This window comes from Paenibacillus sp. NPDC093718, assembly GCF_050279985.1.
Classification (GTDB): domain Bacteria; phylum Bacillota; class Bacilli; order Paenibacillales; family Paenibacillaceae; genus Paenibacillus_AQ.
The window spans coordinates 442,373-466,923 of the sequence record NZ_JBNNUS010000003.1 but is presented as its reverse complement, the minus strand read 5'-3'; the positions used below and the strand labels follow the sequence as shown (position 1 = coordinate 466,923).

The window sequence follows — 24,551 nt, the reverse complement described above, 5'->3', positions numbered from 1 at the left end:
CAGAGGAAAAGGGAGCGTGAACATTGTGCAGAATCAAGGACAACTGCCTCAGTGGGCAAACAACTATTTGCAATATATTGAAGTCCCGATAAGGGAGGCTTCATTGGAATATTTAACCGAAATTTGCACTGCACATCATCAGCGTGTACCGTTCGAGAACGTTACCACGTTGCTGCAGTATCGGGAATATCATCAAAAAGGCAGATTAGAGCAGGATGAGAAGAGATTCGTAGATCAGCTGTGGCAGCTAAATGCAGGAGGCACTTGTTATATGATTAACAGTAGTCTTCATCAGCTATTGAACCAGCTTGGTTTCCAAACGCGTTATACATTGCTGGGCGGAGGGCATGTTGGATTGCTTGTTCGTCTGCCCAACGAAAGCGAAGAGGTTTACGTCGATTGCGGGAACTCTGCGCCTTTTTTCGAACCCGTTCGTTTGGAAACCGACCCCGGGCAGGTTTCCCAATATGCCGGGATTGAAGTCAGATTGCGCCCAGGGGATGAACCGGGAACATATACGTATTATCGGTATGTGGATGGTCGGCTGATTACAGAATTGGTTTGGTCATTCGACACGCGGGAAACGTATCAATTCGATGACTTCCAACCTGCCATAAGGGAGTACTTCAAGCCTAATGATCTCTTCACCTCTGCATTACGCTGCCAGCTCTGGCAATTGGATCAGCAGCGCTCGCTGTCTCTGGTCGATAATGTACTGAGTATCCGGTATGCAAACGGGAAGGTAGAAAAGCGCATTTTATCCGATCTCAGCGAGCTGCGAGAGGTTATTGATCAGGAATTTCGTCTTCCCAAGCTGCCTATTGAAGATGCCGTGAAGGTTCTTCAGGAACTCGGATATGATATTTTTAAGGGAAGCGCCATAACGAATTCCCTTGAGTAGAACGTTGGAAACATACACATTCATTCTGTCGATAAGTCGACGTATGGTTTGATCGTGGAATCGATTGGAATGAGCACGACTCTATCTGTTACGGATATGCTACAATCTAACTAGTTATAGCGCTCGTGACTTCATTCAGCAGTGACTCCAATATACAATTAACCCGAAAAATACGGCGCTCAGATGGAGGTTAGAGATGAATCTCACCAACAATAAGAGTTACGTATTTTTCTGGTTAGCCTCCACCATTTCATATTTTGGTACGTATATAACCACACTCGCTCTCCAAGTGCTGGTGGTGGTTAACCTGGAAGGCAGTACCGTTGATGTGGGGTGGATCAATTCCTCGAGGTGGCTACCCTATGTTCTGCTGGGATTGGTGGCGGGAGTGATTATTGATCGCGTCAGTCGTCGGAACATCCTGGTACTGACCGATATGGGACGGGGGATCTTGCTCGTAGCGATTTGCCTACTGGCATTGTTCGATGGAATCAATGTGGGCATTCTGATGATCATCATGATACTCTTCGGGGCGATGTCGTTATTCAATGATGCCGCATCTCAATCTATTGTGCCCCAACTCGTGCCGAGAAGGTTGTTATTGCCCGCTTATGCACGGTTAGAGCAAAGCGCAGCCGTTGCGGAAACCAGCGGCCCCGCAGCTGCCGGTTTATTAGTCTCCATCGTTACGGCTCCGTTTGCCATCTTGGTTAACGCAGCTTCGTATCTGTTTTCAGGGCTGGTGATGGCTTTCATTAAACATCAGCCCATACAGGAAAAGGCCTCGAATGAACGCATTGTTGAATTGATAAAGGAAGGATTGCACTGGGTCTACCGGCATCCGTTTCTTAGCACGCTGGCACTCAATACCCATGTGTGGTTTCTATTTAACAGTATGCTGGGTACGGTGCTGGTAACTTACGCTCTCACCGAATTAGGGTTTAATGCGTCAACCCTGGGACTGGTCATGACATCAGCCGGGATTGGCGCTGTTATAGGCACGACGTTATCAACCCGGGTCAGCAGGCGATTTGGAATTGGACGCAGCATTACGTTTGCCAGACTCTTGTATGCACCTGCGGTCCTGTTCATGGTTCTGGCACCAACCACTGACAACGGTGATCTGTCGATTCAGACCTTCCTCTTGATCGGATGTGGGCAACTGTTTTATGGTTTTGCATTAGGGATTGAGGGTCCGATTGAGATGGGTTACCGGCAGACGATCACACCTGCACACTTGCATGGGCGTATGAATGCCACCATGAGGTCTATCAACCGCAGTATGATCGTTATTGGAGCGCCTCTGGGTGGCTTAATCGCAGATGTATATGGATTTCGCACAGCATTAAGCGTCGTTGTCACCGGACTGGCTGTAGTTGGAGTTTGGTTCGTGTTCTCACCGATGCGGGCTGCCCGGATGGATGATACGACGGATGTGAGTCATTAGATCGTTACTTTCTGTGCGGTCATTGTGCCGTTACCTGTGGGATCTTAGTGCTCCCGCACGATTTCAATTTCAACCACACACAGTACGGTTCAGCAGGTACGAAAGAGAGGGAAAGGCGACATAGGGTAGGCGTTTATTTCGCGCTGGTCTTTGCCGTCGCCGGAGCCGCGATAATATGAAATGGTGTGGCCTGAAAAGGCATTTAGGAGAATATATCGAGGTTATTAATGTGCAAAGCAGCCAAGCTCCTCCTTTTTGGGTGAGCATAAGCTGCTTTTTTATTACTTCATTATTATAGTAGAAAAATATCAGCGGGGGCTTTTCTCCTGTCCCGGCCTTGCCGGCACCGTTGCCGTTTCCCGGAATTTGACCGGGGATACGCCATAGTTGGCCCGGAATACCCGGTGAAAATAGGAGTAGCTGGCAAAGCCGCAGGTTTCCGCGATTTCCTCCAGCGTCATCGTACTGTATTTGATGCGCTCGACGGCTGCGTTCAGCCTGATCTCGAGGGCGTACTGGATCATGGTTTTTCCGTAATACTCCTTGAACAGTTTGACCGCCCGGGATAAGCTGAGCCCGACATGGGAAGCAGCTTCCTCCAGCTTGAAGGTTAGGGTGGCATGCTCCTCCACGAATCGCTTCAGCCGCAGGGCAGTGAAGGCAAGGCGGTCGGTCGGCTTGATCTCGGTAATGGCGCGGTCCAGGCAGAGGCAGAGACTGCGCAGCAGGTAGTCGGTCAACTCCCCGATTTCTCCTTCAAGTCCGCGCCGCTTCTCCAGCAGCATCTGTCTCCACAGACCCAGCAAATAATCGTCGAGCCCGACGTGACTGACGACAGGGCGGGGGATGCGGTTCCACCAATCATCAATCCAGGAGCCGTCGCAGAATATAAAATAATCCCCGCTGGACACCCGGCCATCCTCACCGTCTTCCTTCACCCGCAGCTCGTATTCATCGCCGGGCTTCAGCAGTAGCAGGTCGCCTGCCTGCACGTGGTGCTCGATGCCGTTGCAGTAGATTTCGCAGGAGCCTTCGGTTTGGAGTCGGAACAGATAGGTGGTCAAGCCGCCCCGATGGCTGTTGCTGAATTGCTGAAAGTGATAGGAATAGTCGCAGATGAGCAGCCTAGCTTCCATAATGGTAACAACCCCCAGTAAAAATATAAGCAGATAGTTCATGTTGCAGCAATATTGTTTATGTTCATTTTAGCCTATTTGCATGTATGATAGTAGCAGATAGAGCAGTAACTCATTTTTGGAATCGAGGTGCGCTATAATGAGAAGAATGAACATTGGTTTGCAAATGTATACGCTGCGCGATGAAACGGCACAGGATTTTCGCGGTACGCTCCGCAAAGTCGCTGAATTGGGTTATGAAGGCGTGGAATTCGCAGGTTATGGAGACATTCCGGCCGAGGAAATGAAAACGCTTCTTCAAGAGCTTGGCCTGAAAGCGATCGGCAGTCACGTGGGCCTGCATCTGCTTCGTGCAGATCTGCAGAAAGAGATTGATTACCTGAAAACCATTGGCGCTAAATATATGATGTGTCCATATGTGGCCGAAGAAGATCGTAAAGATGCCGAGGATTGGAAGAACCTCTTCTCCTTCTTGGAGGAAGTGGGGGCCGAAGCCCGCAAGCAGGGACTGATCTTTGGATACCATAATCATGCATTTGAATTCGAAGCCGAGGTTGATGGCCAGTTCGTTTTTGATGCGATGTATTCCGCAACGACGCCGGAAGCCGTGCAAGTGGAGATGGACGTATGCTGGGTACAATTCGCCGGACAAGATCCGCTTGCCTACATTCCGAAATACGCCGGACGTCTTCCGCTGCTTCACCTGAAAGATTTCAGCAAGGATGCGGAAGGCAACATGAAGACACTTGAGCTGAGCCAAGGCTCGGTTAACCTGCCGGGCGTCATTCAGGCTGCATCCGATGCAGGCACGGAATGGCTGATCGTCGAGCAGGACGTATGTCAGAATCCACCGCTGCAAAGCGTGGAGAACAGCATGAACTGGCTGAAGCAGAACTACCTGAACCAATTTTAATTTATGAGCACAAAGGAGACTATCGATGAGTAAAATTAAAGTGGCTGTGTTTGGCTGCGGCGCGATCGCCCAGCGCAGACATATTCCTGAATATGCGAACAATGCTAACGTGGAGCTGGTTGCTTTTGCCGATCCGGTAAAAGAACGCGTCGAAGAGATGGCAGCTCAGTACGGCGGTAAAGCCTATACAGACTATCAAGAACTGCTGAAGAACGAGAAACTCGACGCTGTTAGCGTATGTACGCCGAACTATCTGCATGCTCCAATGAGCATCGCAGCTGCGAATGCCGGCCTTCATGTCCTGGTGGAGAAGCCGATGGCAACAACGGCTGAAGAGGGAGTGCAAATGATCGAGGCAGCCCGCAAAAATGGGGTTTACCTGATGGTCGGCCACAATCAGCGTCTCATGCCTCCGCACGTAAAAGCGAAGGAAATTCTGGATTCCGGCAAGCTAGGCAAAGTGCTTACCTTCCGTACTTCCTTCGGCCACGGCGGTCCGGAGAGCTGGAGTCTGGATGGTCGCGACAGCTGGTTCTTCCGCAAAGAAGAAGCGATTATGGGCGCCATGGGCGATCTCGGCGTGCACAAATCCGACTTTATCCGTTATTTGCTGAACGATGAAATCGTGGAAGTGGCAGGTTTCATCGGTACGGTCCATAAAGAAGGAACCGATGTGGACGACAACGCGACTTGCATCGTTCGTATGAAGAGCGGGGCTGTGGGCACGCTGATGGCAAGCTGGACGCATTACAGATCTGGCGATAACGGTACGGTATTGTGGTGCGAGAAAGGTGCCATGAAGATCGGTACCGTTAACGGCGATGAGGTGGTTGTTGAGCTGACCGACGGTACGGTAGAGACCTACAAGGTCGGAGCCATGGCAACCAATGAGAAGCAGGTTCCGAGCGGCGTCATCGACGCTTTTGTCGAATCCATTCTCACGAACACGCCGCCTAGCATTTCGGGTGAGGAAGGACTGCGTTCCTTGAACGTGATCCTGGGTGCATTCGAATCCCAAGAGACTGGTAAAATCGTAAAGCTGTAATAGATGAGTGTAGAGGGGAGCCGTATGCGTACGGCTTCCTTTTGTTTGTACGGGATAGTAAAGCAAAGCATAACTTAGGGATGCAAAAAAAGTATTAAAAAGGACGCTCTGCCATTTTCATGGAGAGCGGCCTTTTTGTTTAGAGACTTTACTTGGGCATACGTGTTGTCCGATACATCCCATCCAACTTGATGCTGTCTCCGTCCTCCACGACGGGAATAAAGATCGGCCGTTCATCTGGCGTGCGGTTGGGGGTATGCACGGTCAGCATCAGCTGCCCATCCCAGGTACGGAACACCATGCCGTGCCCGCCGTCGCTGGAATATAAGGGTTCGGGCTCTTGAAGCCAGGGACCCGTCAGCTTGCCGGTTGGCGACTTGGCAACGCCGAGCGCGTATCGGCCATCCACAAAGCTGGCCCATAACATGAGCAGACCCCCCGACGTTGTCCGAAACAGAAACGGGCCGTCTGTGACATAGTTGCCCGATCCGGGAAAGCGAGGCGAGCGGAACGGCGTGGCCCAAGCGGCCTCGGAGGCACGGAACAGGGTCACGGGCTCTGAGGCGGCTTCCATGAGATCGGGACTCAGGCGCATGGCGCAAATCTCGCCGTTGCCGACCTGCTGCCACTCGTGGCAGAACACCATCCACGGCTGATCCGTATCGTCGATATAGAGCGCCCCGTCCAGGGAACTCCAGTCGACAGGGGTCACGGCCCCTTTGCTATGAAGGGAGAAGGGCCCTGTCGGCAGCTCAGCCGACAGCACCGCAGTGCCCAGCAGATCGTTATCTTTTCGGCGGAAGGTGGCAAACATGATGTAACGCCCATGGTAATAGTAGACTTCGGGTGCGTTCACGTCCGCGAAGAAACCGTCCCGGTTTGCGAAAGACCGGATAAGGGCCCTCCCAATCGTTTAGATCCGGGCTGATATAGACATCGAAGCCGTTTCCTTCCTTCCATATATTTTTGTCGGTGCTGCCGTACATGTAGTATATTCGCTGTGCCGGATCAGGCAGTACGTAGGGGTCCCGAAGCTGAATGTCTCCCGTTTTCACGCTTAAGCGTTCACCTCCTTCAATTAACGATAGGCAGGATAAATGATGCCGATATCCCTCTTTGTCTTCAAATCTCCGCCTGAATACAGCTGCAATTCATTGCCTTTGATCCGGATCGGAATGGACGTCTCTTGATAGCGAAGCTCGCCTTCAACGGTACGCACGCTCATGCCGATCACGCCCTCCAATTGTCCGCTGCGGTCCGTAACCAGCCGAATCCCGGCAGGCCCTTGAATATGAACGCGGCCTTCTCGGTATACGGTGACGTTGTCCGGGGTATTCACCAATTCGTAGTGCAGCCCGTCCACGGTTCGGCTATAGGCCGTGTTGCCGGCGACTTCCTCGCCATGGTCCATATCGACCGGAAGCAGTCCTGTAAACCACAGCCGATCCGATCCGATCGGCATGATGCCGCAGAGCCGTTCCACGTAATCCAGCAGGCACAGAATGGAGGGGGAATACACCTCGGTAAAGCCCTCTTCACCGGTCCAAGGGCTCAAGGTTTGCGGGAAGCGCTTCGCCTTGGACAAGGCGGACAGAATCGGTTGCAGCACCCAGGTCAGCTCGACATAGCGGTGGTGATGTTCAAAGGCATGCGGCGCCCGGATCAAGCTCAAGAAATTGGACGGCCCGCCCCAGCTGTTGTAAGAAGAGTTCGGATCGAACCGCGGATCGTCCATCGCTATGGACGTAAACGGATATTTGGCGAAGAATTTGCGGGTATTCAGCAAATACCGGCGCAGCATGTTGTCAAACAGCTCGCGGTCGCCCACCTCGCAGGCCATCACGCGCAGCAGCACGTCGGATTGGACCCTGACCAGCTCATCGTTCCGATCCCGGTCATAGAAGAATGGATCCTCTTCGTCATAACAGTAACGGAAGAGGCTGTTCAGGCTGGCTTCGGCTTTGGCCCTCCAATCGGCTCCGGATTCGCCGAGCTCTTCGGCCATGCGGGCCAAATACATGCGCTGACAGTAGATGTTGGCCGTCAAATCCGGTGCCAGGAAGGGCAGAACCGGGGAGTCCGGGTGGAAGGCGGCGGCATCGTTCCTATAAGGTGTATCCGGAACATGCCAGAACCTGGGCGACAGATCATGCCCGGTATCAAAAGTGCTGAAAGCCTCCACGCAGCCGGTTCCCCGGGTGTTGCGGTATCGCGCGATCCAATCGTCGTAACGCGACATGGCTTGGTACATGGTATTCAGGAAGGAGAGATCCCTTCCATGAAGCTCATAGTGGTTCCAGACGCAGCGCCCCAGCGGCGTGACGAGCTGGATCTGGCGGAACGAGGGCCCGTTCTCCGTCAGTTTATAAGGGAGCAGCCCATCCTCTCTTTGCTGATCGGCAAAGGCGAGGTAGGTTGTTTCCGAGACCGAAGGGATCAGTCGCGATAGCAGTTCCGCGTTGATGGTGCCGGTGCTCTCCAGCCAGCAGCCGAGATAGATCCCGCCCTCCTGCAGAATCGGATCGCTGCCGTTCATCGGCACGATGCAGGTCAGCAGCTTTTCCAGCGCGGTATAATAAGCCGTTTCCAGCCATCCGCCCGATGCCGCGAAACGGACGCCAGTTGTCTGCCACTCCTGCAGCAGCTTCCGGTCTTCCGGTTTACCCGGCTGCACCCGATCCGGTATCGAAATCCGGCGCAGCCGGTCCAGCATAGCTTCTGTCATGTCTGCCTCCTTGAAAGCTTGTTATTGATTCGATTCAAATATGCGCACGGTGCCGTTGTAGAAGTCCGCAACGGCCTGCTCGACGTTCTTCCGGCCGAAACCGATTTCCTGGGTCGTCGTCTGGGCCAGCTTGGAGAACTCGGCGAATCCCGGTGGATTATAACTTACGTCAAAAGGCTCGGTCTTCGTGGCTTCCGATACGAGGCTCGTATAATTGTACACAATCTCTTCCACAGGGCCCGCTTCCTCCTGGAGAAGGTTGCGGTTGGCTTCCGTCACCGGCACGCCGCGGTCGTTGCCGAGGATTTTGGCCGCTTCGGGATCATTGATCCAGAAGTCCATGAGCGCGGCGACTTCCTTCGGATGCTTGGTGTTGGCATATCCCGATAGTCCTTGGCTGGACTCGAATACCACGCCCGTACCCTTCGGACCTCTTGGAACCGGGTGGAGGATGAGCGGATCTTCCGTCATGCTCTGGAACGCGGCCAGCTGATTGGAAGGGAGGAGGCTCATGGCCGCTTTTCCCGTAATCAGCAAGGATTTGCTGGTATCATCGTGCGGATTGGACACCTGAAGTTCAGGCGTAACGACACCGCCGGCCTTCGAAGCCTGTTCCCAATACTCGAACCATTCCTGAATGTCTTCCTTCGCGAAGCCGAGCTTTCCGTTCTCCATATCATACAGCTGTTTTCCGCGCTGCTTCAGAAAGATATCCATTCCGTCGACGGTGAAATTATAGGTGCCGTATATGCCGTCCCCGAGTTTGTCGGACAGTTCTTTGCTGATGGCGGCATATTCCTCCCAATCCCAATCCTGCTCCGGCAGAGGAATGCCTGCCTTTTCGAACAGTGCCTTGTTGATGACGATTCCCCGGGCGTTTGCGCCGGCCGAAATATGCTGCAGCTTCCCATCCAGGCGGCCGTATTCCACCATGGCGGCATCCATGCCGTCCAGCTTCAGTTCGCTGCCGACATACGGATCCAGGTTTAGCAGCACATCTTTTTTGGCGTAGTCCACCACGTTTCCACCCAGGAAGAAGATATCCGGCGCGGTGCCGGAAGCCAGCTGAGTGTTCAGCTTGTCGAAATATCCGGAGGAAGGCGAGAATTCGCCGACGATTTTAATGTTCGGATGTTTGTTCTGAAACACCTTCAGGGCTTCGTTCGTAATATCGGCCCGATTCTGGTCGCCCCACCACATCATACGCAGCTCGACCTGGCCGCTCGGCTCAGCCCCTGCGTTCGTACTTCCGCCTTCTCCCGTGTGATCCGTTCCGGAACAGGCGGTGACGAATAATAGGAGCGAAGCCAACATGCCAACGAAACATTTCTTTAACATGGATAATCCCCCAGTCTAATCATAATTGGTTCATTTGCAGCACGCTTTTTCGCAACACGACAGGAAGCTCCTTTAAGGCTACTTCAGGCCGGTCGTGGCAATGCCTTCGAGAAAATACCGTTGAAACACCAGAAAGATGATCGTCACAGGCAGCAGCGACAGCGTGGACATGGCGAGAAGCGCTCCCCAATCCGATTGCCCCGAAGGATCGAACAGGGATCGGATCCCTAACTGTACAGTGAACAAATCAATCTTGCTTAAATAAATCATCTGGCTGAAGAAGTCGTCCCAGCTCCAGATGAAGGTGAAGATGGCCGTCGTAATCAGCGCAGGGACGAGAAGCGGCACCACGATGCGGAAGAAGATCTGCGATTGTCCGCAGCCGTCGATGGTCGCGCTCTCGTCCAGCTCCCGCGGAATGCCGCGGATGAACTGAACCATCAGCAGAATGAAGAAGGAGTCATGCGCCAGCCATTTGGGCAGGATGAGCGGGAAATACGTATTGATCCAATGAAGCTCGTTATACAGAATGTATTGGGGCACCAGCGTCACATGGTAAGGGAGCATTATCGTCACCAGCATGATGCTGAACCATAGGCCCTTGAGTTTGAACTTCAATCGCGAGAAGGCATAGGCTGCCAGGGAGCAGGAAACGATGTTCCCGATGACGCTCATGACCGAAATCAGCACGGAGTTGCCGAAGAATCGGCCGAAGGAAATGCCCTGGAGCCCCTTCCAGCCGTTCACGTAATGATCCAGCGTAAAGGCTGTCGGAATGAGGCTGCTGTTGGTGAAGATGAGATGATTCGGTTTAAACGAGCTGAAGATGAGCCACAGCACCGGGTACAGCATGAGCAGGCCGAGGAGGATAATGGCGGCATGCCTCCCGGCTTGAACCAGTTGTCGCTTAAGCGGCATATCCATTACCTCCCTTCCTGGTTATCCCCGTAGAAGACCCAGAATTTTGATGTAAGAAAAACGATTCCGGTGAACACCCCAATGATGACCAGCATGATCCATGCCAGAGCCGAGGCATAACCCATATCGAAGAACGAGAAGCCTTTCAGATACAGGTACAAGGTGTAGAACATCGTGGCGTCGAGCGGTCCTCCCCGACCGTCCCCGATGACGTAGGCCGGCGTGAAGGCTTGGAACGAATTGATCATGCTCATGATCAGATTGAAAAAGATAACGGGTGACAGCATCGGCAGCGTAATGCCGAAGAATTGACGGATCTTTCCGGCACCGTCTACGCCGGATGCTTCATATAAATCAGTTGGAATCTGTTTCAGACCGGCAAGGAAGATGACCATGGCCGATCCGAACTGCCAGACGGACAGCGTGATAATCGTATACACCACATAGTCGGGGTGGGCGATCCACGAAGGGCCCGTGATGCCGAACCAGCCGAGGAACTGATTGACCAGTCCGCTGCCGTCAAAGATTTGGCGCCAGACGATGGCAATGGCAACGCTGCCTCCCAATAGGGAAGGGATGTAATACACGGTCCGGTAAATGCCGAGTCCGCGGATGCCCTTGTTCAAGGCCATCGCGATCAGCAGCGCGAACGCAAGTCTCAGCGGCACGGATAAGAACACATAATAGAACGTTAGCCACAAGGATCGTTGAAACGTATCGTCTTCGGTAAAAATCTGGACATAGTTGCTGAGTCCCGTCCAAGTCGGCGATGACAGCAGGTTGAATTTGGTCATGGACAAGTACAGCGAGGCAATCATCGGCCCCAGCGTCAGACAGAAGAAGCCGATGAGCCAAGGCAGAAGAAACAAGTAGGCTGTCTTATTCTGCTGGCCGTATAAGGGCTTGGACAGCTTTCTCATAATGTGCCTCCCTTCAGGATGGATGAGCATGGGCGGTTACCTAACGGCCTGAAGCGCTTACAATCGGTATGTCGGTGCGCCCGGTAAACACATCATACCGGGGGAGGAGAGAGGGCGGAATCTCATTTCTTCGGATCATTGTGTTCGATTTTTTCGGATTGCGACAGTCGGAACTCGGAAGGGCTTTGATTGAACATTTTTTTGAATTTGGAGCTGAAATAGCCGGGTGAAGAGAAGCCCGTCAGCTCGGCTATGTCCCATACCGTCAATCGGGTCTCCTGCAGCAGGCGTACGGCGTGTTTCATCCGAACTTCCGTAACGTACTGGATGAACGAGACCCCAGCCCCTTCCTTGAACATCTCCGAGAAGTAGGTAGGGTGGTAGTTATACTGCTCGGCCAGCGAGGTCAGCGATAATTCCTGCATGTAATTTTCCTCGATATACCGCTTGGCGGATTCAATCAGGGTAGCGTCTCCGTCTCCGGATTCCAGGTGGTGGTCAACAAAATCCTGTGCCCACTGCATCAGCAGGCGTTCCGCCTGCTCCGGGGTCTCCAGCCATAAAACCCATTCGGGTGAAATCCATAGAGGCCCCCCTCCCTGTGAATGCCGTATGTTGTCGAAGGCGGCGGATTCCATAATCAGCGTGATTTGAAAAAGGCTCCGTACCAAGCGGGAAGGCGATAGGCGGAATGCCTCGCCCAGCTCCCTCCGGATGATGCTGCGGAAGGATTCCAATTCGCCCCGGATCAGGCAGCGATGAAGCGCCCGGCTTGTTTCCTCCGGCAGCAACGGATTTTGGTCGGTTACGGCTGCCTGTTCCGGTCCGTTCTGGCGTCCTGCCAGATTCCAGGCCAGGAGGGAGTGAATATAACCCTCTTTCCAGCGCTCAAGTCCCGACACGGGCAGCCCGAGTCCTACCTGCACCTCCACGGTTAAATACGATGCTGCCTGCACAGCGAGTTTATCCGCGAATTCATGCTGAATGCCGTCAAGCGCAATGAAATGCATGATGCCGGGATGAGCTGCATCATAAAACACTAGAACGCCGCCCGGATAAGACTCGGCGATTTCATGACAGACCATTTCGAACGGAAGGCAGAGCTGCTCGGGCGAGCGGCCTTGAGGCGCTTTCTGCATGCCGGATTCCCTCATGCCTGCGGTAATGAAGCATACGCGGCCATCCTGCCAATCCTCCAGGTGGAACAGTCGAATCCGTTCCGGCAGGGAAGAGGGGGACAGGGGGTTGCCGCGCACGAGATCCAGCAGGAAGCGTTCCTTCATTTCTTTGTAATACTGGGATAGCCGCCACTGCATCATTTCCGAATCGTCCCGTACCTTGCGGTTCTTATCCAATTCGTGTTTGATTTTGCTTAAGGCGGATTTCAGATCGTCCCGGGTAACGGGCTTCAGCAAGTAATCCATGGCCTGGCTGCGGACGCCCGCTCTGGCGTATTGGAAATCCTCGTATCCGGTAATGATGATGATCTGAATGGACGGATTGTGGCTCCGGCAAACGTCCAGCAGCCGGACGCCGTCCATGACCGGCATGTTCATGTCGGTAATGAGCAGGTCATACGGATTGGACTTCAAGAGCTCCTCGGCTTCCAGGCCATTCCCGGCCTCTCCCGTAATGGAAAAGCCCAGTGCCTCCCAATCGACTTTCAGCTTCAGCCCTTCACGAACCTCGATCTCGTCATCTGCGATCAATACGTTGTACATGATATTCCTCCTGTACCGGTAGAATCAGTTCGATGCATGTGCCGGCTTCGTTTCCGTTCCTGATATGAACGGCAAATAAGTCGCCGTAATGCAAGCGGCAGCGTGCAATCACGTTGCCGAGTCCAATGTGCCAGCTCTCGCTTCGGAGGATCGGCTCCAATTGGGAGGCCGCCGCGGGATCCTGGAGCTTGCGGATGATTTCGGAGGGCATGCCGGGACCGTTATCCGCGACGCGGAGATGCAGGCGGTTACCCTGCCTGCTGATTTGGATGTCCACCTGTGCCGTGGTTTGATGCTGAAAGCTGTATTTGACCGCATTCTCGATCAAGGGCTGCAGAATGAACTTGATCATCACCAGCGAATCCAGCCGGCCTTCCTCGTGGATGGAGATGTCGAGTTTATGTCCGAAGCGGGTTTGCAGAATGGAGATATAGTGGCGGACATAAGCCAGCTCTTCGGTTAGGGGGACCCGATCGTCGCTGGTATTCATGGAGAAGCGCATCATTTTGCCCAAGTCCTCGATCACCTGTACGGTATCATCCGTCCGGCGCTGCATGGCAAGACTGCTCACCAGCTCCAGCGTGTTAAACATGAAGTGGGGATTGATCTGCATGAGCAGCGCTTTATATTCGGCTTGCTGGCGGAGCAGTTTCAGCTCGAATTCGTTCTGGATATGCTGCCGCAGGCGGCTGATCATATAGCGGAAGGTGGAGATGACGTAACTGACCTCGCTCTTTACGTTTTTGTCAGGAGGCAGAACGGACTCGGCCTGGTCGAAGGCTCCGCGCTGCACCTGCCTCATCGCCAGCACCAGACGCGTTAAAGGCTTGGTGACGCCATAAGAGAGCCATGCCGCAGCAAACAGGGAGACCAGGATCAGAACGACCGTGACCACCAGAATCGTGCTCTGCAGCTTATGAAGAGAGGAGTACAGCTCCTTCTCGGGCGCGAGGCCGGCCAGCATCCAGCCGGTGCGCCCCAGCTTCTTGTAAACCATAATGTCGCGCTGCCCCTCATCGTTGGTCAGATAGACAACGCCGGATTTCTGCGGACCGTTTCGAATGCGATCGATCTCCGATAGGGCTCCGGCGCCGAGCTCATGCGCCTGCTGGGATAGAATCGGGCTTCCTTGCTCATTCAACAGAAAAATTGTGCTGTTCTTGGCCAAATGGATCCGAGTGAGCGGCTCCAGAAAATAAGACTCGCTGACGTTAACCTTCATCACGTTCTGTGCCGTGGCATGATGGAAGGTCCCGATGGGCATCAGCAGGCTGACGACGGGATTGCCATGATCCCGGACGCGTTCATGCTGGTCCGTATGCGCTGGCAGCCAGCGGTCTCCGGACGCGAAGAAGTTCGTGTACCACGATTCCCGCAAAAAGGCCGGGTCACTTTCGACTTGGTTCTCGCCGCCGACCCGAAGCCCGCTGCGCCGGTAGATGGATACGTCAGAGATACTGGTGTAGCTGTTGGTCGCTTGGGTGAGAAATCGGCTCATCGCAAGATTGGCAAGCATTTTCTCCCCTTCGGGCAGCAGCGGGTCGCTGATGGCGTTATCCCAGTTCTTGGCCGTGTCACTGTTGAAGACCAGAGATGCGACATCATAAATTTGCATCTGGACCATATCCACATAGGAACCGTATTCCTCCATCTTTTCAAGAGCCGAGGATTCGATGTAGGAGCGGATCACGGTGCGTGATTCCGTAAACAGCAGGAAGGAGAGCGTGCCGAAAGAGAGGACGAAGAGTGCGACGATAAAGGCGATCAGACGGCTTTTTAATGAGAAGAACATCGATTTCCTCCTTTACGGAAAGCGGATATCAAGGCGGTCTGCGACATGTGAAAAAAGGCTGCGTGAAATACGCAGCCTTTGATTAAGAAAAGTTGCTTGAAGCCGTGTACGGCTTAGAAACGAACCAGATTACCGATTCGTACAGGCATGCCGGTTGCGATGGCACGGTTGGCTGCAATTCCTGTCAGTATGGATCTCGCCCCATCGATATGGTTGGCCGCGCGGGCATACGGATCTTCCACCGGTTCCCCGAACAGATCATTCAGCAGCACCGGGTCGCCTCCGCCATGTCCGCCCTGCTGCTCCTCGACGTGAACCTCGTACGGAGCATCGAACATCGGAAGTACCCGTAGCGTTTTGCCGATTAACGCGCCTTCCAGGCTCTTGTCGCCCAATGAATTGACGTAGGATTGTTCGACAATGTTCATCTCGATCCGGCCTTTGGTGCCGTTGATGGCAATGCGATAGCCTTCCCACGGCTGATAGGCGACCAGCGAATACGTTAAAATGGCCTTGTTCTGATATCGCACGAGGACGCCCATCGTATCCTCAATGCTGATGCCGTCCCCGAATACGCTTTGATCCCGCTGGTAGCCGTCCTCCGGTTCGGCATCCAGGTACATGGCTTTGAGATGCGCATCGGAATCCAGATGGAGCGCAAAAGGGTCCTCTTTCGCAACCTTGTTGCCGGTCGCGCGATTATAGAATTGCGTAACGCCCCGCGCTTCGGCATTCTCTCTACCATAATACATGAGATCGCCAAATGCGAAAACGGTTTCAGGGTGGGAACCGATCCAGAAATTGACCAGGTCGAAGTGATGGGTGGACTTATGAACGAGCAACCCGCCGCTGTTCCGCTTGTCCCGGTGCCAGCGCCGGAAGTAATCCGCGCCGTGGCGGGTATTCAGCAGCCATTCGAAGTGAACCGAAGTCACTTGGCCGATGGTGTCGTTCATGATCAATTCCCGCACCTTGGTATGGTGGGGGGCGTAACGGTAGTTGAAGGTGACCCTGATGTTCTGTCCGGTCCGCTTGGCGGCATCCAGGATGGCCTGGCATTTCTCCTCATCGATGGTCATCGGCTTCTCGGTCACGACATCGCATCCAAGCTCCATCGCGCGGATAATATACTTGTGATGGGTCCGGTCGATGCTGGTCACGATGACGAAGTCGGGCTTCTCGTTCTCAATCATCCGGTCGAATTGGTCCGCGGGGTAGGTAGGCACCTCGGCGTATTTATATTTTTCCCGCAGCAGCTGATTCGCGTAATTCATGCGGGTTTGATTGATATCGCAAAAGGCAGCAAGCTCGGATTTGTCGCGGAAATTCTGGGCCAGGGCGCCATAAAAAAATTCGGCGCGGCCGCCGGTACCGACCAATACATAACGTTTCTTGTCACTCATCTCTATCGCCTCCTTGAATATAGCTCTAGCCTATAACAAGGGAGCACTGCTTTCACCGCATTTCATGCGCAATCGCTTTCAGATGCCGCATATTTTGCTATAATCCAAGGGAAGGGGGCAGCGACATGACCAAGCCGTTTCGAGCAGATTACCACGATCCCGCCGGATATTTGAACATGGAGTATGACCGCCGCATTGGCTATTTCTCGATGTCGGTCGACCATCTCCACGATCATTATGAGCTGTACTACCTGTTATCGGGTGAGCGAATATACTTCATCAAGGATCGCTCCTATAGGGTTCGAGCCGGTGATATTGTCTTCGTGGACCGGAATGCCGTTCATAAGACGCTGGACAGCGGCCGGCCCGACCATGATCGCCTTGTCCTCTATATTAGCCCCGAATTGTTCGCGGATCTGGCTGTACCGCCTGAGCTGGCCGAAGGGCTGAAGGAGCCGTTCGGCTGGGACGTTCCGATTCTAAGGCTTCCTTCGCCAGCGAGTGAAGTGGTGGAGCGAATGGTCGGCGATATGGTGAATGAGATGATCCATCCCCAAACGGGAAGCAGCTGGCTGCTGAGGCACCGAACGGTCGAATTGCTGCTCTTCGCCTACCGCAGCCGGCATCTGGGTACGGTTCGTTCGGCCGATACGGAGCCGGTTCTTCATCCGAAGACCCAGGCGGTCGTCCGGTATCTTAACGACAACTACCAGAAGGCCTTAACACTGCCCGAGGTAGCGGAGGCGTTCCGAATCAGCCCGCACTATCTCAGTCGGCTGTTCAAGCAGACGACGGGGTTTACCTTTAGCGATTATCTGAACCTGCTTCGGGTTAAGGAAGCGCAGCGTCTTCTGCGGGAGAGCGATGATTCCATCACGGATATCGCCTGGCGAGCGGGCTTCAGCAACTTCTCCCATTTTGGGAAGATGTTCAAGCGGACGGTTCAGCTGTCGCCGAGGACATACAGGAAGCAGTATAAGGAGCAAGGGCGATTTGACCTATAGAACATAATGGAGGGAATATACGTCTATGACATAGAGGGAGTTGATGTTATGCGTATGATGTGCGTGATACTCATGGTTGTCGTTCTAATATCAGGGTGTGCCTCAGAACAGAGTATGGACAGCGATGCTGCGCTTGATAAGGTTATGGACAAAGTACCAACGTGCGGGGCGAGCTTGGGAACGATTAACCATGTTGTCGAAACTATGGAGAACGAAAATGGCTTCACGGTTATAATCGCGCAAGATTGCGAACCGGAACATGGGGAAGGGCCGCAGATGCGGTCAACCTATACGTATACCGTAACCTCGGATCTTGTGCAGTTGGTTGATATGAAAAGATGATGGAATATCGAACAGCCTGAACGGGAGCGAGAGGAGCTCGGTTCTGTTCAGGCTGTTTTACGTATCATTGGAGGATGTTCTCTTTATCTATAGCTCCTTACGGTATCAGGCGAAGACTCGCACAGAGTGTTATGCATCATTGGTTATGGTCGCAAGCCCCGGAAAAATTGCCTTACATCCGAGATTAACAGATCCGGCGCATCGATTCCCGGGAAATGGGTTCCCCTGTCGTACTCGTTCCAGTGCACAATGTTGTTGTTCTGCTCTCCGATATGTTTGATCGCGACATCGGACTGCTGGAATACAGCGACGCCAACAGGTGCTGGGGACGGATCTTTGGGCGCCCATGCCGCAGGGTCATGCGAATTCTCGTAATACATGCGGGCCGAGGAATTAGCCGTTCCCGTCAGCCAGTACAGCATCAGATTGGTTAGGAACCGATCACGGTCCACTGCTTCCGGATAGTCCCCGAAGCCATAGAACAATTCGGATGTCCATGCAAGCAGCCCAACCGGCGAATCGGTCAGACCGTATGCCAGAGTCTGAGGGCGGGAGGACTGAATGGAATTAAACCCGAAGCGTTCGCTCATGAATTGCCCGAGGCGTGCAAGCCGGATCTTTTCCGCTTCCGTAAATGATGCAGCAACTGAATCATCAACCGGACCAAACGGAACAAAACCTATCGTAGCCGCATTTACATGTACCCCTGACACCTGTGTCGCGGCAATACGCCCCAATTCCGGTGCAATAATGGCCCCCATATCGCCGCCCTGCACGCCATAGCGTTCATAGCCCAGGCGGCTCATCAGCTCGCCAAAGGCTTTAGCCGTGCGGCCGGAAGTCCAGCCTGCCTCGGTTGTCGGACCGGAGAGACCAAAGCCGGGGATGGACGGGATCACCAGATGGAATGCATCCCGAGCATCTCCGCCGTAGGAGGTTGGGTCTGTCAGCGGTCCAATCAGATCCAGAAACTCTACGGGAGATCCCGGCCAGCCGTGAATCAGCAGGAGCGGCATGGCCTCCGGTTCAGCAGCAGGTATATGGAAGAAGTGGATATGGGCACCGTCGATGATGGTGGAATACTGCGGGTGAGCGTTCAGCTTTTCTTCCGCTTTGCGCCAGTCATAAGAGGTTCTCCAGTAGTCTGCCATAGGTTTGACGAATTCAAGCGGAGCGCCGTAATTCCAGCCGGAGCCCGGAAGCTGGTCCGGCCAGCGGGTCAGATCCAGCCGGGTGTTCAGGTTGTCGAGCTCTGCCTGCGGGATGTCGATGCGGAACGGGCGGATCTCCGCCTCCGTGTTCAAATTGCGGCCGGATGTCGTTTGATTTGTCATGATTTATTTCCTCCTCTTATTGTGTTGGCTTATGTTTTTATTATATGGGGGTGTTCCTGACAGCATTATGTCAAGGTTTCCGGAGTGCCTTAAAAGAAATAGATCGACTTCCATCTTATGCCGACGTATTGTTAAATTACGACTTTCACTGGAAGGGATTGACGTGGCCCGCATTGCAATTGATAACGCCTTAGGGAACATATGGCCATCTCTGCTTTTACAATAAGGACTGCGTATAACGGAGAGCAATAGATGCTCTGCCAAATCACATGAATGGAGGTCAAATGCGGATGAAGATTGAGCGCTTGCTTGCGATCACCATGATGCTGCTTAGTCAGCGGAGGGTGAGTGCCACCATGCTGGCTGAGAAATTCGAGGTTTCGCTGCGTACCATATATCGCGATATGGAGACCATTAACGGTGCCGGCATTCCCATCGTGTCCTATACCGGAGCGGACGGCGGCTATGAGATTATGGAGCAGTTCCGTATTGAGAGACAGCTTGTCACATTTGAGGATTTGCAGTCTATATTGGTAGCGCTCAAAGGTGTGCAATCTTCCCTGGATGATCAGGAGATGGAAACGCTGCTGACCAAAATCAAGGCGCTGGTTAAACGGGCCGATCAGTATCAGATGGAGGAGACCGGAGATACGCTGCTCTTCGATACCAATCTGTGGCATGGCGGGGGAATATCGGACAAGTCTATCCTCACCACGCTCCGCCAAGCAGCCAGAAACCGGACGGTCACCACGTTTCTGTATACGAATACGGCGGGCGATGCCGAGCACCGCATCGTGGAGCCGATTGGTCTGGCCTGGAAAGGCTATGCCTGGTATCTGTATGCATACTGCAGGCTTCGGGAAGATTACCGGACCTTCCGCATCTCCCGCATGAGTGAGCTGCGCATTCATATCGAGACATTCATGGATCGGGGGATGACGCTAGCCCAATTGGATGCCAGATGGGGCAACCAGGAAACAGGCCCCGGCGTGGATCTTGTGCTGCGCTTCCGGCCACGGGTTCGGGTGCAGGTGGAGGAGGCGTTCGGACTTCAGCATGTGCAGATCCAAGAGGACGGAACGCTGCTGGTTCGGGTCACCTATCCGGACAATCATTGGCTGTACGGCATGCTGCTCGGCTATGGACCGGATTTGTACATCGTGGAGCCGTCCTTTGTGGCCGAACGTGTAAAGAAGTATGCGGAGCAGGTGGTGAAGACGTACGGAGGCATCTGAGTTGGTCATCTATCCTATCTTCGCAGCGCTTGCCGCTGCGCCTATTCGCGCAACTGTTATTTTGGGGCTGCCAGTCGGGTGCGGGAGCATGACAACCAATTCACCCTATGCGAGAAGGGGATAATAGAGGCTGTAGCCTTAGTCCCTAATAGAGCACCACGTTCATCAAGCTGGATCAGCCCGTGACTGTGGTGCTTTTTGGTGTGCATATGGTATCTTGGAAGTGAACGAAAACGCCATGTTTAATAGATTCGTTGAGAGGATCGACAGTCAAAATGAAAACAAAAATACAAGAGCTGCCGCTGTCGCCGGGCGTATATCTCATGAGAGATTCGCGGGGAACGGTCATTTACGTTGGCAAATCCAAAAGTCTCAAGAAGAGAGTACAATCGTATTTTTACAACAATAAATCGCACTCCCCAAAAGTAAAGAAGCTGGTTCAGCATGTCAAAGACCTGGAGCATATCGTCACCGACACGGAGTTTGAGGCGTTCATGCTGGAATGCAGGCTCATTCAGGACATAAAGCCGATGTATAACCGCAAGATGAAAAATCCGCTAGGTTATAGTTATATCGTATTGCGGCAAAAGCGAGATTGGCGATGGTTGGAATTTACAGATACGCTGGATGAAGGTGGTCACGACCGGTCTCGTTTTTTCGGCCCCTATACCGCCAGCAGACATAGTCTTGAACATGCAGTGCAAAAGATTAAGGAATGCTGTAAAATCGCCTGCAATCATTCACCTGCCGCTCCTTCGGCAAATACTCCCTGCTTGAATTATTCGATTGGCCTCTGTCTTGGCAAGTGTCTTGGCGGCGAAACCGCGCGGCAATTTGATGAAATCATGGATCGATTCATTGCGCTGCTTCAAGGGGACGACCGAAGTTTATATGATGAAATGGAGCGAAACATGCTCGACGCCGCAGAGCGTTTCGATTTTGAGCAGGCTGCAAAATACAGGGACGGCATGGAGGCGGTGAACTTGCTCTTAAGTAAACGGCATGTGATCGAGTTCGCCGAAGAGAATCACAGCATCGTTGTCTACGAGCATTTAAACGAAGATACGATCAAGTTATTTCTGATTAAGGGGAACGTTGTGCTGCACAGCGAGCGATGCTCTGTGGCTGCAACAGTGGACATTGAATCGTTGAGGTGGAGGGTCAAAGCGTTGATTCTTAGCTATTTCACGAGGGATCCGGAATGCGATGCTGCCGAGGTTACCCGGGAAGATATCGATGCTGCACAAATCATCTACAGCTATTTGCAGAGCAGCGCCTGCCGCTATCTTGTTCTTCAGGATTCATGGCTCGAAGACGGTGGGGAGCTTGCTATGGAGGCTGCACTGCGGGATTTTTTGAATCATTATGTTGTATCATCTTAATTGGATTATGAACCGGGCTGCTGCAGCCCGGTTTTTTCTTACCAAAAAATTTCCAATCCTATGTTGTGGAGACGTTATCCCGCTGGGCGGAAATTGTATCGTAGGAAAGCTATCAGCAACACATCTATGAGGATTAAGGTTTATTGAAAAATCGCCCCATCGGCATCTCTCTCGTAAAAGTGATCCCCCAATACTTATATTTTACTTCAATTCGGGTGATGGGCTCATCGTTATAAAGACGTACGCCGTAATTAAGCGGAATGCGCGTTCCTTGATCGAGTGCAGCTCTCTTCTCATCCGGCATTAGCTCGGGGGTTATCGGCAGCTCCCGAATATCCACGAATTCGATATCGGGATCTTCAGCAAGGGCCTCGCCGCCGACCAGATGAAGGGAATAACTGACGCCCAGCTCGGCCTTGGTAGGCTTCATGCCATTATTCACCCGCACGTCCAGCAGCTCCACATCGGCGAATCCTTTATTGATCACTTCAAAGATGATGGTGTTCTCCCCCGTAAAGGATGTAAATCCACCCACCTTGATGGGCGTGGGGCGAAGGAACAGTAGGTAGAGCATGATGGCCGAGAGGAGCAGCCCCAGGCCCATATATCCGAGCCGGCGGAGAGGTTTGGATTTTATTTTCATGGCAGAGCAATCTTCCTTCGCTAATTTAAATAGACAGCTTTACAACCGATTTGCCTGCCTCTATATCCGCTTTCATCGTTAACAGATATTTCCGGGTCCGCTCATCCATCTCATTCCAGTTAACGAATTTGGAGAAGTAGACAAAGGAGTAGATATTGCGAAAGTCGAGGAACAACGGGATCCGCTGGATCCATTCCTCGCTCAGCGTATTCTCTTCAAGGTAGCCGGATAGAAACGAATCGAAGAATCGGGCCACAAATTCGGCTTTCCTGTTCTCAGGAACCGTCTGCACCGCATGATAGATGGCAATAGCGATATCGTAGGCGAACCAATGATACGAGACATCCCCGAAGTCGAAGAAGATTAACTCCCCGTTATGTACATGAAAGTTGTTATGGTGAAAGTCATTGTGAACGATGCCGTAGCTGTCTTGATCCTGCGGAAGGGACTCCAATTCCTTAAGATACTGCTTCCATTGGGTATGTACCTTTTGGCCGGCACCCTCCGGGAACGCATCGGCAAACATCATATGATCATTCCACTGGGGAAAGGCCATTCGGTGAACGAGCGAAGCTGCGGTGGCGTCCTTCTTGCCGAGTTTGTGCATCTTGCCCATCCCTCGCCCCCACTGCTTGACTATCGCAAAATCCGACGTCAAATCCGTTAACGGGTTGCCGGGAGCCTTCGTAAAAGCAATGACATAATATCGCTTGGAGTCGTGGGTTACCTCTTCAATCAGAAGATCCTGGGCCGATCGAATGGACACCGCCATGTTGAGTCCCTGCTCGGCAAGATAGGCCATCCACGTAAGCTCGCGAATGATGGAGGCTTTGCGGTATTTGGCTGCGTCCAAAAATTTAATGATGAAGCGGCGTCCGTCTTCACCGTTGTATTCAAATACATTCTGATCGAATCCCCCAAGTACCTTCAGCGAATAAGAACCTCGGCCGAACCGTTCGGCTCCTTGATCCAAGACAGCCTGTTCCATGGAAAGTCCCCTTTATCGTATTCTCGATATGATGCTTATGCTTACATACCGGTAAGTTATTGTACTCAGTTACTGTACTCGCTACCAACTACAGTCTAACGAAGATCGCGGGTGGTTGCAAAAAATGGGACAGCGCACGAAAAAGGGTGTGTGGCAGCAGATAACGTGGTAATAATCCCTTTAACTTATAATGCGCTCCCCTTATAATTATCAATACTGGGTGGAGTATTTTCTAAAGCCATTGTCTCAACCCATTTTGGTTCATCAAGTGTTGTTATGATATATGCAGTGGAATCATTTACTGATAAAGCAAGAAAAAACGCATTGTCTACGATCTCGACAGTGCGTTTTTTTGTTCTTTTGTGTTCTATTTTAGCGTTGTTGCAGTTCCTTAGATCCTCAGCTAATCAATCGTTCAAAGCGGCGATGTCGAGCCTGCGAAGGCGTGCCTGGTCGGCAATCATGCCGATCTCGGTGATCTTGCGATCCACAACCGTGAATTCGAGAATGAATATTGGTTGATCCAAAGGACCCGCGATGACGCCTACCGATCCGTTCACGAGCACCGGCTTCATGCTCCGGGCACGATCGGCGAATTGCTTGGCCAGCTTGGCCACGGCCTCTGAACCGCGAACAACCGGCGCATTTGCGACTGGCGCGAATACGGGGTCGTTTCGAAGTACGACATTCGGGTCTAATACCGAAAGTAGCTTCTCAAAGTTTCCGTTGCGCGATGCGGCGAAGAATGCGTCGACAAGCTCCCGTTTACACTGAAACTCCGCAGTTTCCGTAGTTGCATCGGCATCCTGAACCCGGCGTCGTGCGCGGCTCGCCAATTGTCTTGCTGCGGCCTCGTTACGCCCGATAATGGGAGCGATCTCCGAAAAAGATAAGGCGAATATATCGTGCAACACGAATGCAATGCGTTCGGCAGGATTTAATTTTTCAAGGACCACGAGCATCGCAAGACCAACAGAATCGGCCATCAGCGCTTCGTGCTCGGGGTCGCTTCCATCTTGGCGGCTAGTTACCGGTTCAGGTATACTAACCATCGTAAGCTCCTGGCGACGCGATTTACGAGATCGAAGCATATCAAAGCATACTCTTGAAACGATTGTTGTCAACCATCCTCCAAAATTCTCGACTCCGCTCGTATCTGAGCGACTAAGACGTATACATGACTCCTGTAGAGCGTCATCCGCTTCGCTCAGAGATCCGAGCATCCGGTAAGCCACCGCCTGCAGGTGATTCCGATGCGCCTCGAATTGTTCTACAAGCCAGTTGTGATCGTTCATGCGCCTCATACCCTCCTTCATTCCTCTTTATTTATATGTCGAATGAAACTCAGCAGATGTGACCGAGTT

The 24,551-nt window shown here is 52.8% G+C and carries 20 protein-coding genes and 1 pseudogene; 8 read left to right on the top strand and 13 right to left on the bottom strand.

What is annotated here, in order from left to right:
• Positions 1-16: 16 nt before the first annotated feature.
• Together ACQKPA_RS11975 and ACQKPA_RS11970 are read left to right on the top strand one after the other, a co-directional pair.
• Positions 17-901: an arylamine N-acetyltransferase gene (locus ACQKPA_RS11975; protein ID WP_427492431.1), complete on the top strand. Its 885-nt coding sequence runs from the start codon at positions 17-19 to the stop codon at positions 899-901.
• Between the two features lie 196 nt (positions 902-1,097).
• Positions 1,098-2,348: an MFS transporter gene (locus tag ACQKPA_RS11970; protein WP_427492429.1), complete on the top strand. Its 1,251-nt coding sequence runs from the start codon at positions 1,098-1,100 to the stop codon at positions 2,346-2,348.
• 308 nt (positions 2,349-2,656) lie between these two features.
• On the opposite strand, the gene ACQKPA_RS11965 is transcribed toward ACQKPA_RS11970, so the two are convergent.
• Positions 2,657-3,484, bottom strand: a complete 828-nt coding sequence (locus ACQKPA_RS11965) for a helix-turn-helix domain-containing protein (RefSeq protein ID WP_071222296.1) — start codon at positions 3,482-3,484, stop codon at positions 2,657-2,659.
• Positions 3,485-3,623: 139 nt separating this feature from the next.
• On the opposite strand from ACQKPA_RS11965, the gene ACQKPA_RS11960 reads away from it, so the two are divergent.
• Together ACQKPA_RS11960 and ACQKPA_RS11955 are read left to right on the top strand one after the other, a co-directional pair.
• Positions 3,624-4,397 (top strand): sugar phosphate isomerase/epimerase family protein, encoded by a 774-nt coding sequence (locus ACQKPA_RS11960; RefSeq protein WP_216532801.1) that lies wholly within the window; start codon positions 3,624-3,626, stop codon positions 4,395-4,397.
• Between the two features lie 25 nt (positions 4,398-4,422).
• Positions 4,423-5,442: a Gfo/Idh/MocA family protein gene (locus ACQKPA_RS11955; RefSeq protein ID WP_427492427.1), complete on the top strand. Its 1,020-nt coding sequence runs from the start codon at positions 4,423-4,425 to the stop codon at positions 5,440-5,442.
• 148 nt (positions 5,443-5,590) lie between these two features.
• On the opposite strand, the pseudogene ACQKPA_RS11950 reads toward ACQKPA_RS11955, so the two are convergent.
• The 8 genes and pseudogenes from ACQKPA_RS11950 to ACQKPA_RS11915 form a co-directional block, all read right to left on the bottom strand.
• Positions 5,591-6,497, bottom strand: a pseudogene (locus ACQKPA_RS11950) (glycoside hydrolase family 43 protein).
• A gap of 23 nt (positions 6,498-6,520) precedes the next feature.
• Positions 6,521-8,167: an MGH1-like glycoside hydrolase domain-containing protein gene (locus tag ACQKPA_RS11945; RefSeq protein WP_427492424.1), complete on the bottom strand. Its 1,647-nt coding sequence runs from the start codon at positions 8,165-8,167 to the stop codon at positions 6,521-6,523.
• A 21-nt stretch (positions 8,168-8,188) separates the two neighbouring features.
• Complete coding sequence (locus tag ACQKPA_RS11940; RefSeq protein ID WP_427492422.1) at positions 8,189-9,505, bottom strand: ABC transporter substrate-binding protein; 1,317 nt, start codon at positions 9,503-9,505, stop codon at positions 8,189-8,191.
• A 78-nt stretch (positions 9,506-9,583) separates the two neighbouring features.
• Positions 9,584-10,423 (bottom strand): carbohydrate ABC transporter permease, encoded by an 840-nt coding sequence (locus tag ACQKPA_RS11935; RefSeq protein WP_427492420.1) that lies wholly within the window; start codon positions 10,421-10,423, stop codon positions 9,584-9,586.
• A 5-nt stretch (positions 10,424-10,428) separates the two neighbouring features.
• Positions 10,429-11,343 (bottom strand): carbohydrate ABC transporter permease, encoded by a 915-nt coding sequence (locus tag ACQKPA_RS11930; RefSeq protein WP_009595490.1) that lies wholly within the window; start codon positions 11,341-11,343, stop codon positions 10,429-10,431.
• Between the two features lie 122 nt (positions 11,344-11,465).
• Positions 11,466-13,064, bottom strand: a complete 1,599-nt coding sequence (locus tag ACQKPA_RS11925) for a response regulator transcription factor (protein ID WP_427492417.1) — start codon at positions 13,062-13,064, stop codon at positions 11,466-11,468.
• Positions 13,039-14,856: a cache domain-containing sensor histidine kinase gene (locus ACQKPA_RS11920; RefSeq protein WP_427492415.1), complete on the bottom strand. Its 1,818-nt coding sequence runs from the start codon at positions 14,854-14,856 to the stop codon at positions 13,039-13,041. The genes ACQKPA_RS11925 and ACQKPA_RS11920 overlap by 26 nt, the downstream gene beginning before the upstream one ends.
• Before the next feature lie 113 nt (positions 14,857-14,969).
• Entirely contained in the window at positions 14,970-16,259 is a 1,290-nt protein-coding gene (locus ACQKPA_RS11915) for a Gfo/Idh/MocA family oxidoreductase (RefSeq protein ID WP_427492413.1), read from the bottom strand.
• A gap of 125 nt (positions 16,260-16,384) precedes the next feature.
• Here ACQKPA_RS11915 and ACQKPA_RS11910 point away from each other — a divergent pair, with 125 nt between their 5' ends.
• A complete protein-coding gene (locus ACQKPA_RS11910) occupies positions 16,385-17,263 on the top strand; it encodes a helix-turn-helix domain-containing protein (RefSeq protein ID WP_427492412.1) in 879 nt (292 codons plus the stop codon).
• Positions 17,264-17,311: 48 nt separating this feature from the next.
• A complete protein-coding gene (locus tag ACQKPA_RS11905; RefSeq protein WP_427492411.1) occupies positions 17,312-17,605 on the top strand; it encodes a hypothetical protein in 294 nt (97 codons plus the stop codon).
• Between the two features lie 143 nt (positions 17,606-17,748).
• On the opposite strand, the gene ACQKPA_RS11900 is transcribed toward ACQKPA_RS11905, so the two are convergent.
• Positions 17,749-18,939, bottom strand: coding sequence for an epoxide hydrolase family protein (locus tag ACQKPA_RS11900; protein WP_427492410.1), 1,191 nt, complete (start codon positions 18,937-18,939; stop codon positions 17,749-17,751).
• A 290-nt stretch (positions 18,940-19,229) separates the two neighbouring features.
• Here ACQKPA_RS11900 and ACQKPA_RS11895 point away from each other — a divergent pair, with 290 nt between their 5' ends.
• Together ACQKPA_RS11895 and ACQKPA_RS11890 are read left to right on the top strand one after the other, a co-directional pair.
• Complete coding sequence (locus ACQKPA_RS11895) at positions 19,230-20,174, top strand: helix-turn-helix transcriptional regulator (RefSeq protein WP_427492408.1); 945 nt, start codon at positions 19,230-19,232, stop codon at positions 20,172-20,174.
• A 275-nt stretch (positions 20,175-20,449) separates the two neighbouring features.
• Positions 20,450-21,556, top strand: coding sequence for a GIY-YIG nuclease family protein (locus tag ACQKPA_RS11890; RefSeq protein WP_427492406.1), 1,107 nt, complete (start codon positions 20,450-20,452; stop codon positions 21,554-21,556).
• A gap of 133 nt (positions 21,557-21,689) precedes the next feature.
• On the opposite strand, the gene ACQKPA_RS11885 is transcribed toward ACQKPA_RS11890, so the two are convergent.
• From ACQKPA_RS11885 to ACQKPA_RS11875, 3 genes are all read right to left on the bottom strand, one after another.
• Complete coding sequence (locus ACQKPA_RS11885) at positions 21,690-22,199, bottom strand: hypothetical protein (RefSeq protein ID WP_427492404.1); 510 nt, start codon at positions 22,197-22,199, stop codon at positions 21,690-21,692.
• A gap of 25 nt (positions 22,200-22,224) precedes the next feature.
• On the bottom strand, positions 22,225-23,187 hold the full coding sequence (locus ACQKPA_RS11880) for a phosphotransferase enzyme family protein (protein ID WP_427492402.1): 963 nt from the start codon (positions 23,185-23,187) through the stop codon (positions 22,225-22,227).
• A 407-nt stretch (positions 23,188-23,594) separates the two neighbouring features.
• On the bottom strand, positions 23,595-24,482 hold the full coding sequence (locus tag ACQKPA_RS11875) for a sigma-70 family RNA polymerase sigma factor (RefSeq protein ID WP_427492400.1): 888 nt from the start codon (positions 24,480-24,482) through the stop codon (positions 23,595-23,597).
• Positions 24,483-24,551 lie beyond the last annotated feature (69 nt).

Excerpts from the sequence above, each read along its gene's own strand:
- ACQKPA_RS11970 (WP_427492429.1), top strand. The coding sequence starts at position 1,098 with ATGAATCTCACCAACAATAAGAGTTACGTATTTTTCTGGTTAGCCTCC.
- ACQKPA_RS11965 (WP_071222296.1), bottom strand. The coding sequence starts at position 3,484 with ATGGAAGCTAGGCTGCTCATCTGCGACTATTCCTATCACTTTCAGCAA.
- ACQKPA_RS11960 (WP_216532801.1), top strand. The coding sequence starts at position 3,624 with ATGAGAAGAATGAACATTGGTTTGCAAATGTATACGCTGCGCGATGAA.
- ACQKPA_RS11955 (WP_427492427.1), top strand. The coding sequence starts at position 4,423 with ATGAGTAAAATTAAAGTGGCTGTGTTTGGCTGCGGCGCGATCGCCCAG.
- ACQKPA_RS11945 (WP_427492424.1), bottom strand. The coding sequence starts at position 8,167 with ATGACAGAAGCTATGCTGGACCGGCTGCGCCGGATTTCGATACCGGAT.
- ACQKPA_RS11940 (WP_427492422.1), bottom strand. The coding sequence starts at position 9,505 with ATGTTAAAGAAATGTTTCGTTGGCATGTTGGCTTCGCTCCTATTATTC.
- ACQKPA_RS11935 (WP_427492420.1), bottom strand. The coding sequence starts at position 10,423 with ATGCCGCTTAAGCGACAACTGGTTCAAGCCGGGAGGCATGCCGCCATT.
- ACQKPA_RS11930 (WP_009595490.1), bottom strand. The coding sequence starts at position 11,343 with ATGAGAAAGCTGTCCAAGCCCTTATACGGCCAGCAGAATAAGACAGCC.
- ACQKPA_RS11925 (WP_427492417.1), bottom strand. The coding sequence starts at position 13,064 with ATGTACAACGTATTGATCGCAGATGACGAGATCGAGGTTCGTGAAGGG.
- ACQKPA_RS11920 (WP_427492415.1), bottom strand. The coding sequence starts at position 14,856 with ATGTTCTTCTCATTAAAAAGCCGTCTGATCGCCTTTATCGTCGCACTC.
- ACQKPA_RS11915 (WP_427492413.1), bottom strand. The coding sequence starts at position 16,259 with ATGAGTGACAAGAAACGTTATGTATTGGTCGGTACCGGCGGCCGCGCC.
- ACQKPA_RS11910 (WP_427492412.1), top strand. The coding sequence starts at position 16,385 with ATGACCAAGCCGTTTCGAGCAGATTACCACGATCCCGCCGGATATTTG.
- ACQKPA_RS11905 (WP_427492411.1), top strand. The coding sequence starts at position 17,312 with ATGCGTATGATGTGCGTGATACTCATGGTTGTCGTTCTAATATCAGGG.
- ACQKPA_RS11900 (WP_427492410.1), bottom strand. The coding sequence starts at position 18,939 with ATGACAAATCAAACGACATCCGGCCGCAATTTGAACACGGAGGCGGAG.
- ACQKPA_RS11895 (WP_427492408.1), top strand. The coding sequence starts at position 19,230 with ATGAAGATTGAGCGCTTGCTTGCGATCACCATGATGCTGCTTAGTCAG.
- ACQKPA_RS11890 (WP_427492406.1), top strand. The coding sequence starts at position 20,450 with ATGAAAACAAAAATACAAGAGCTGCCGCTGTCGCCGGGCGTATATCTC.
- ACQKPA_RS11885 (WP_427492404.1), bottom strand. The coding sequence starts at position 22,199 with ATGAAAATAAAATCCAAACCTCTCCGCCGGCTCGGATATATGGGCCTG.
- ACQKPA_RS11880 (WP_427492402.1), bottom strand. The coding sequence starts at position 23,187 with ATGGAACAGGCTGTCTTGGATCAAGGAGCCGAACGGTTCGGCCGAGGT.
- ACQKPA_RS11875 (WP_427492400.1), bottom strand. The coding sequence starts at position 24,482 with ATGAACGATCACAACTGGCTTGTAGAACAATTCGAGGCGCATCGGAAT.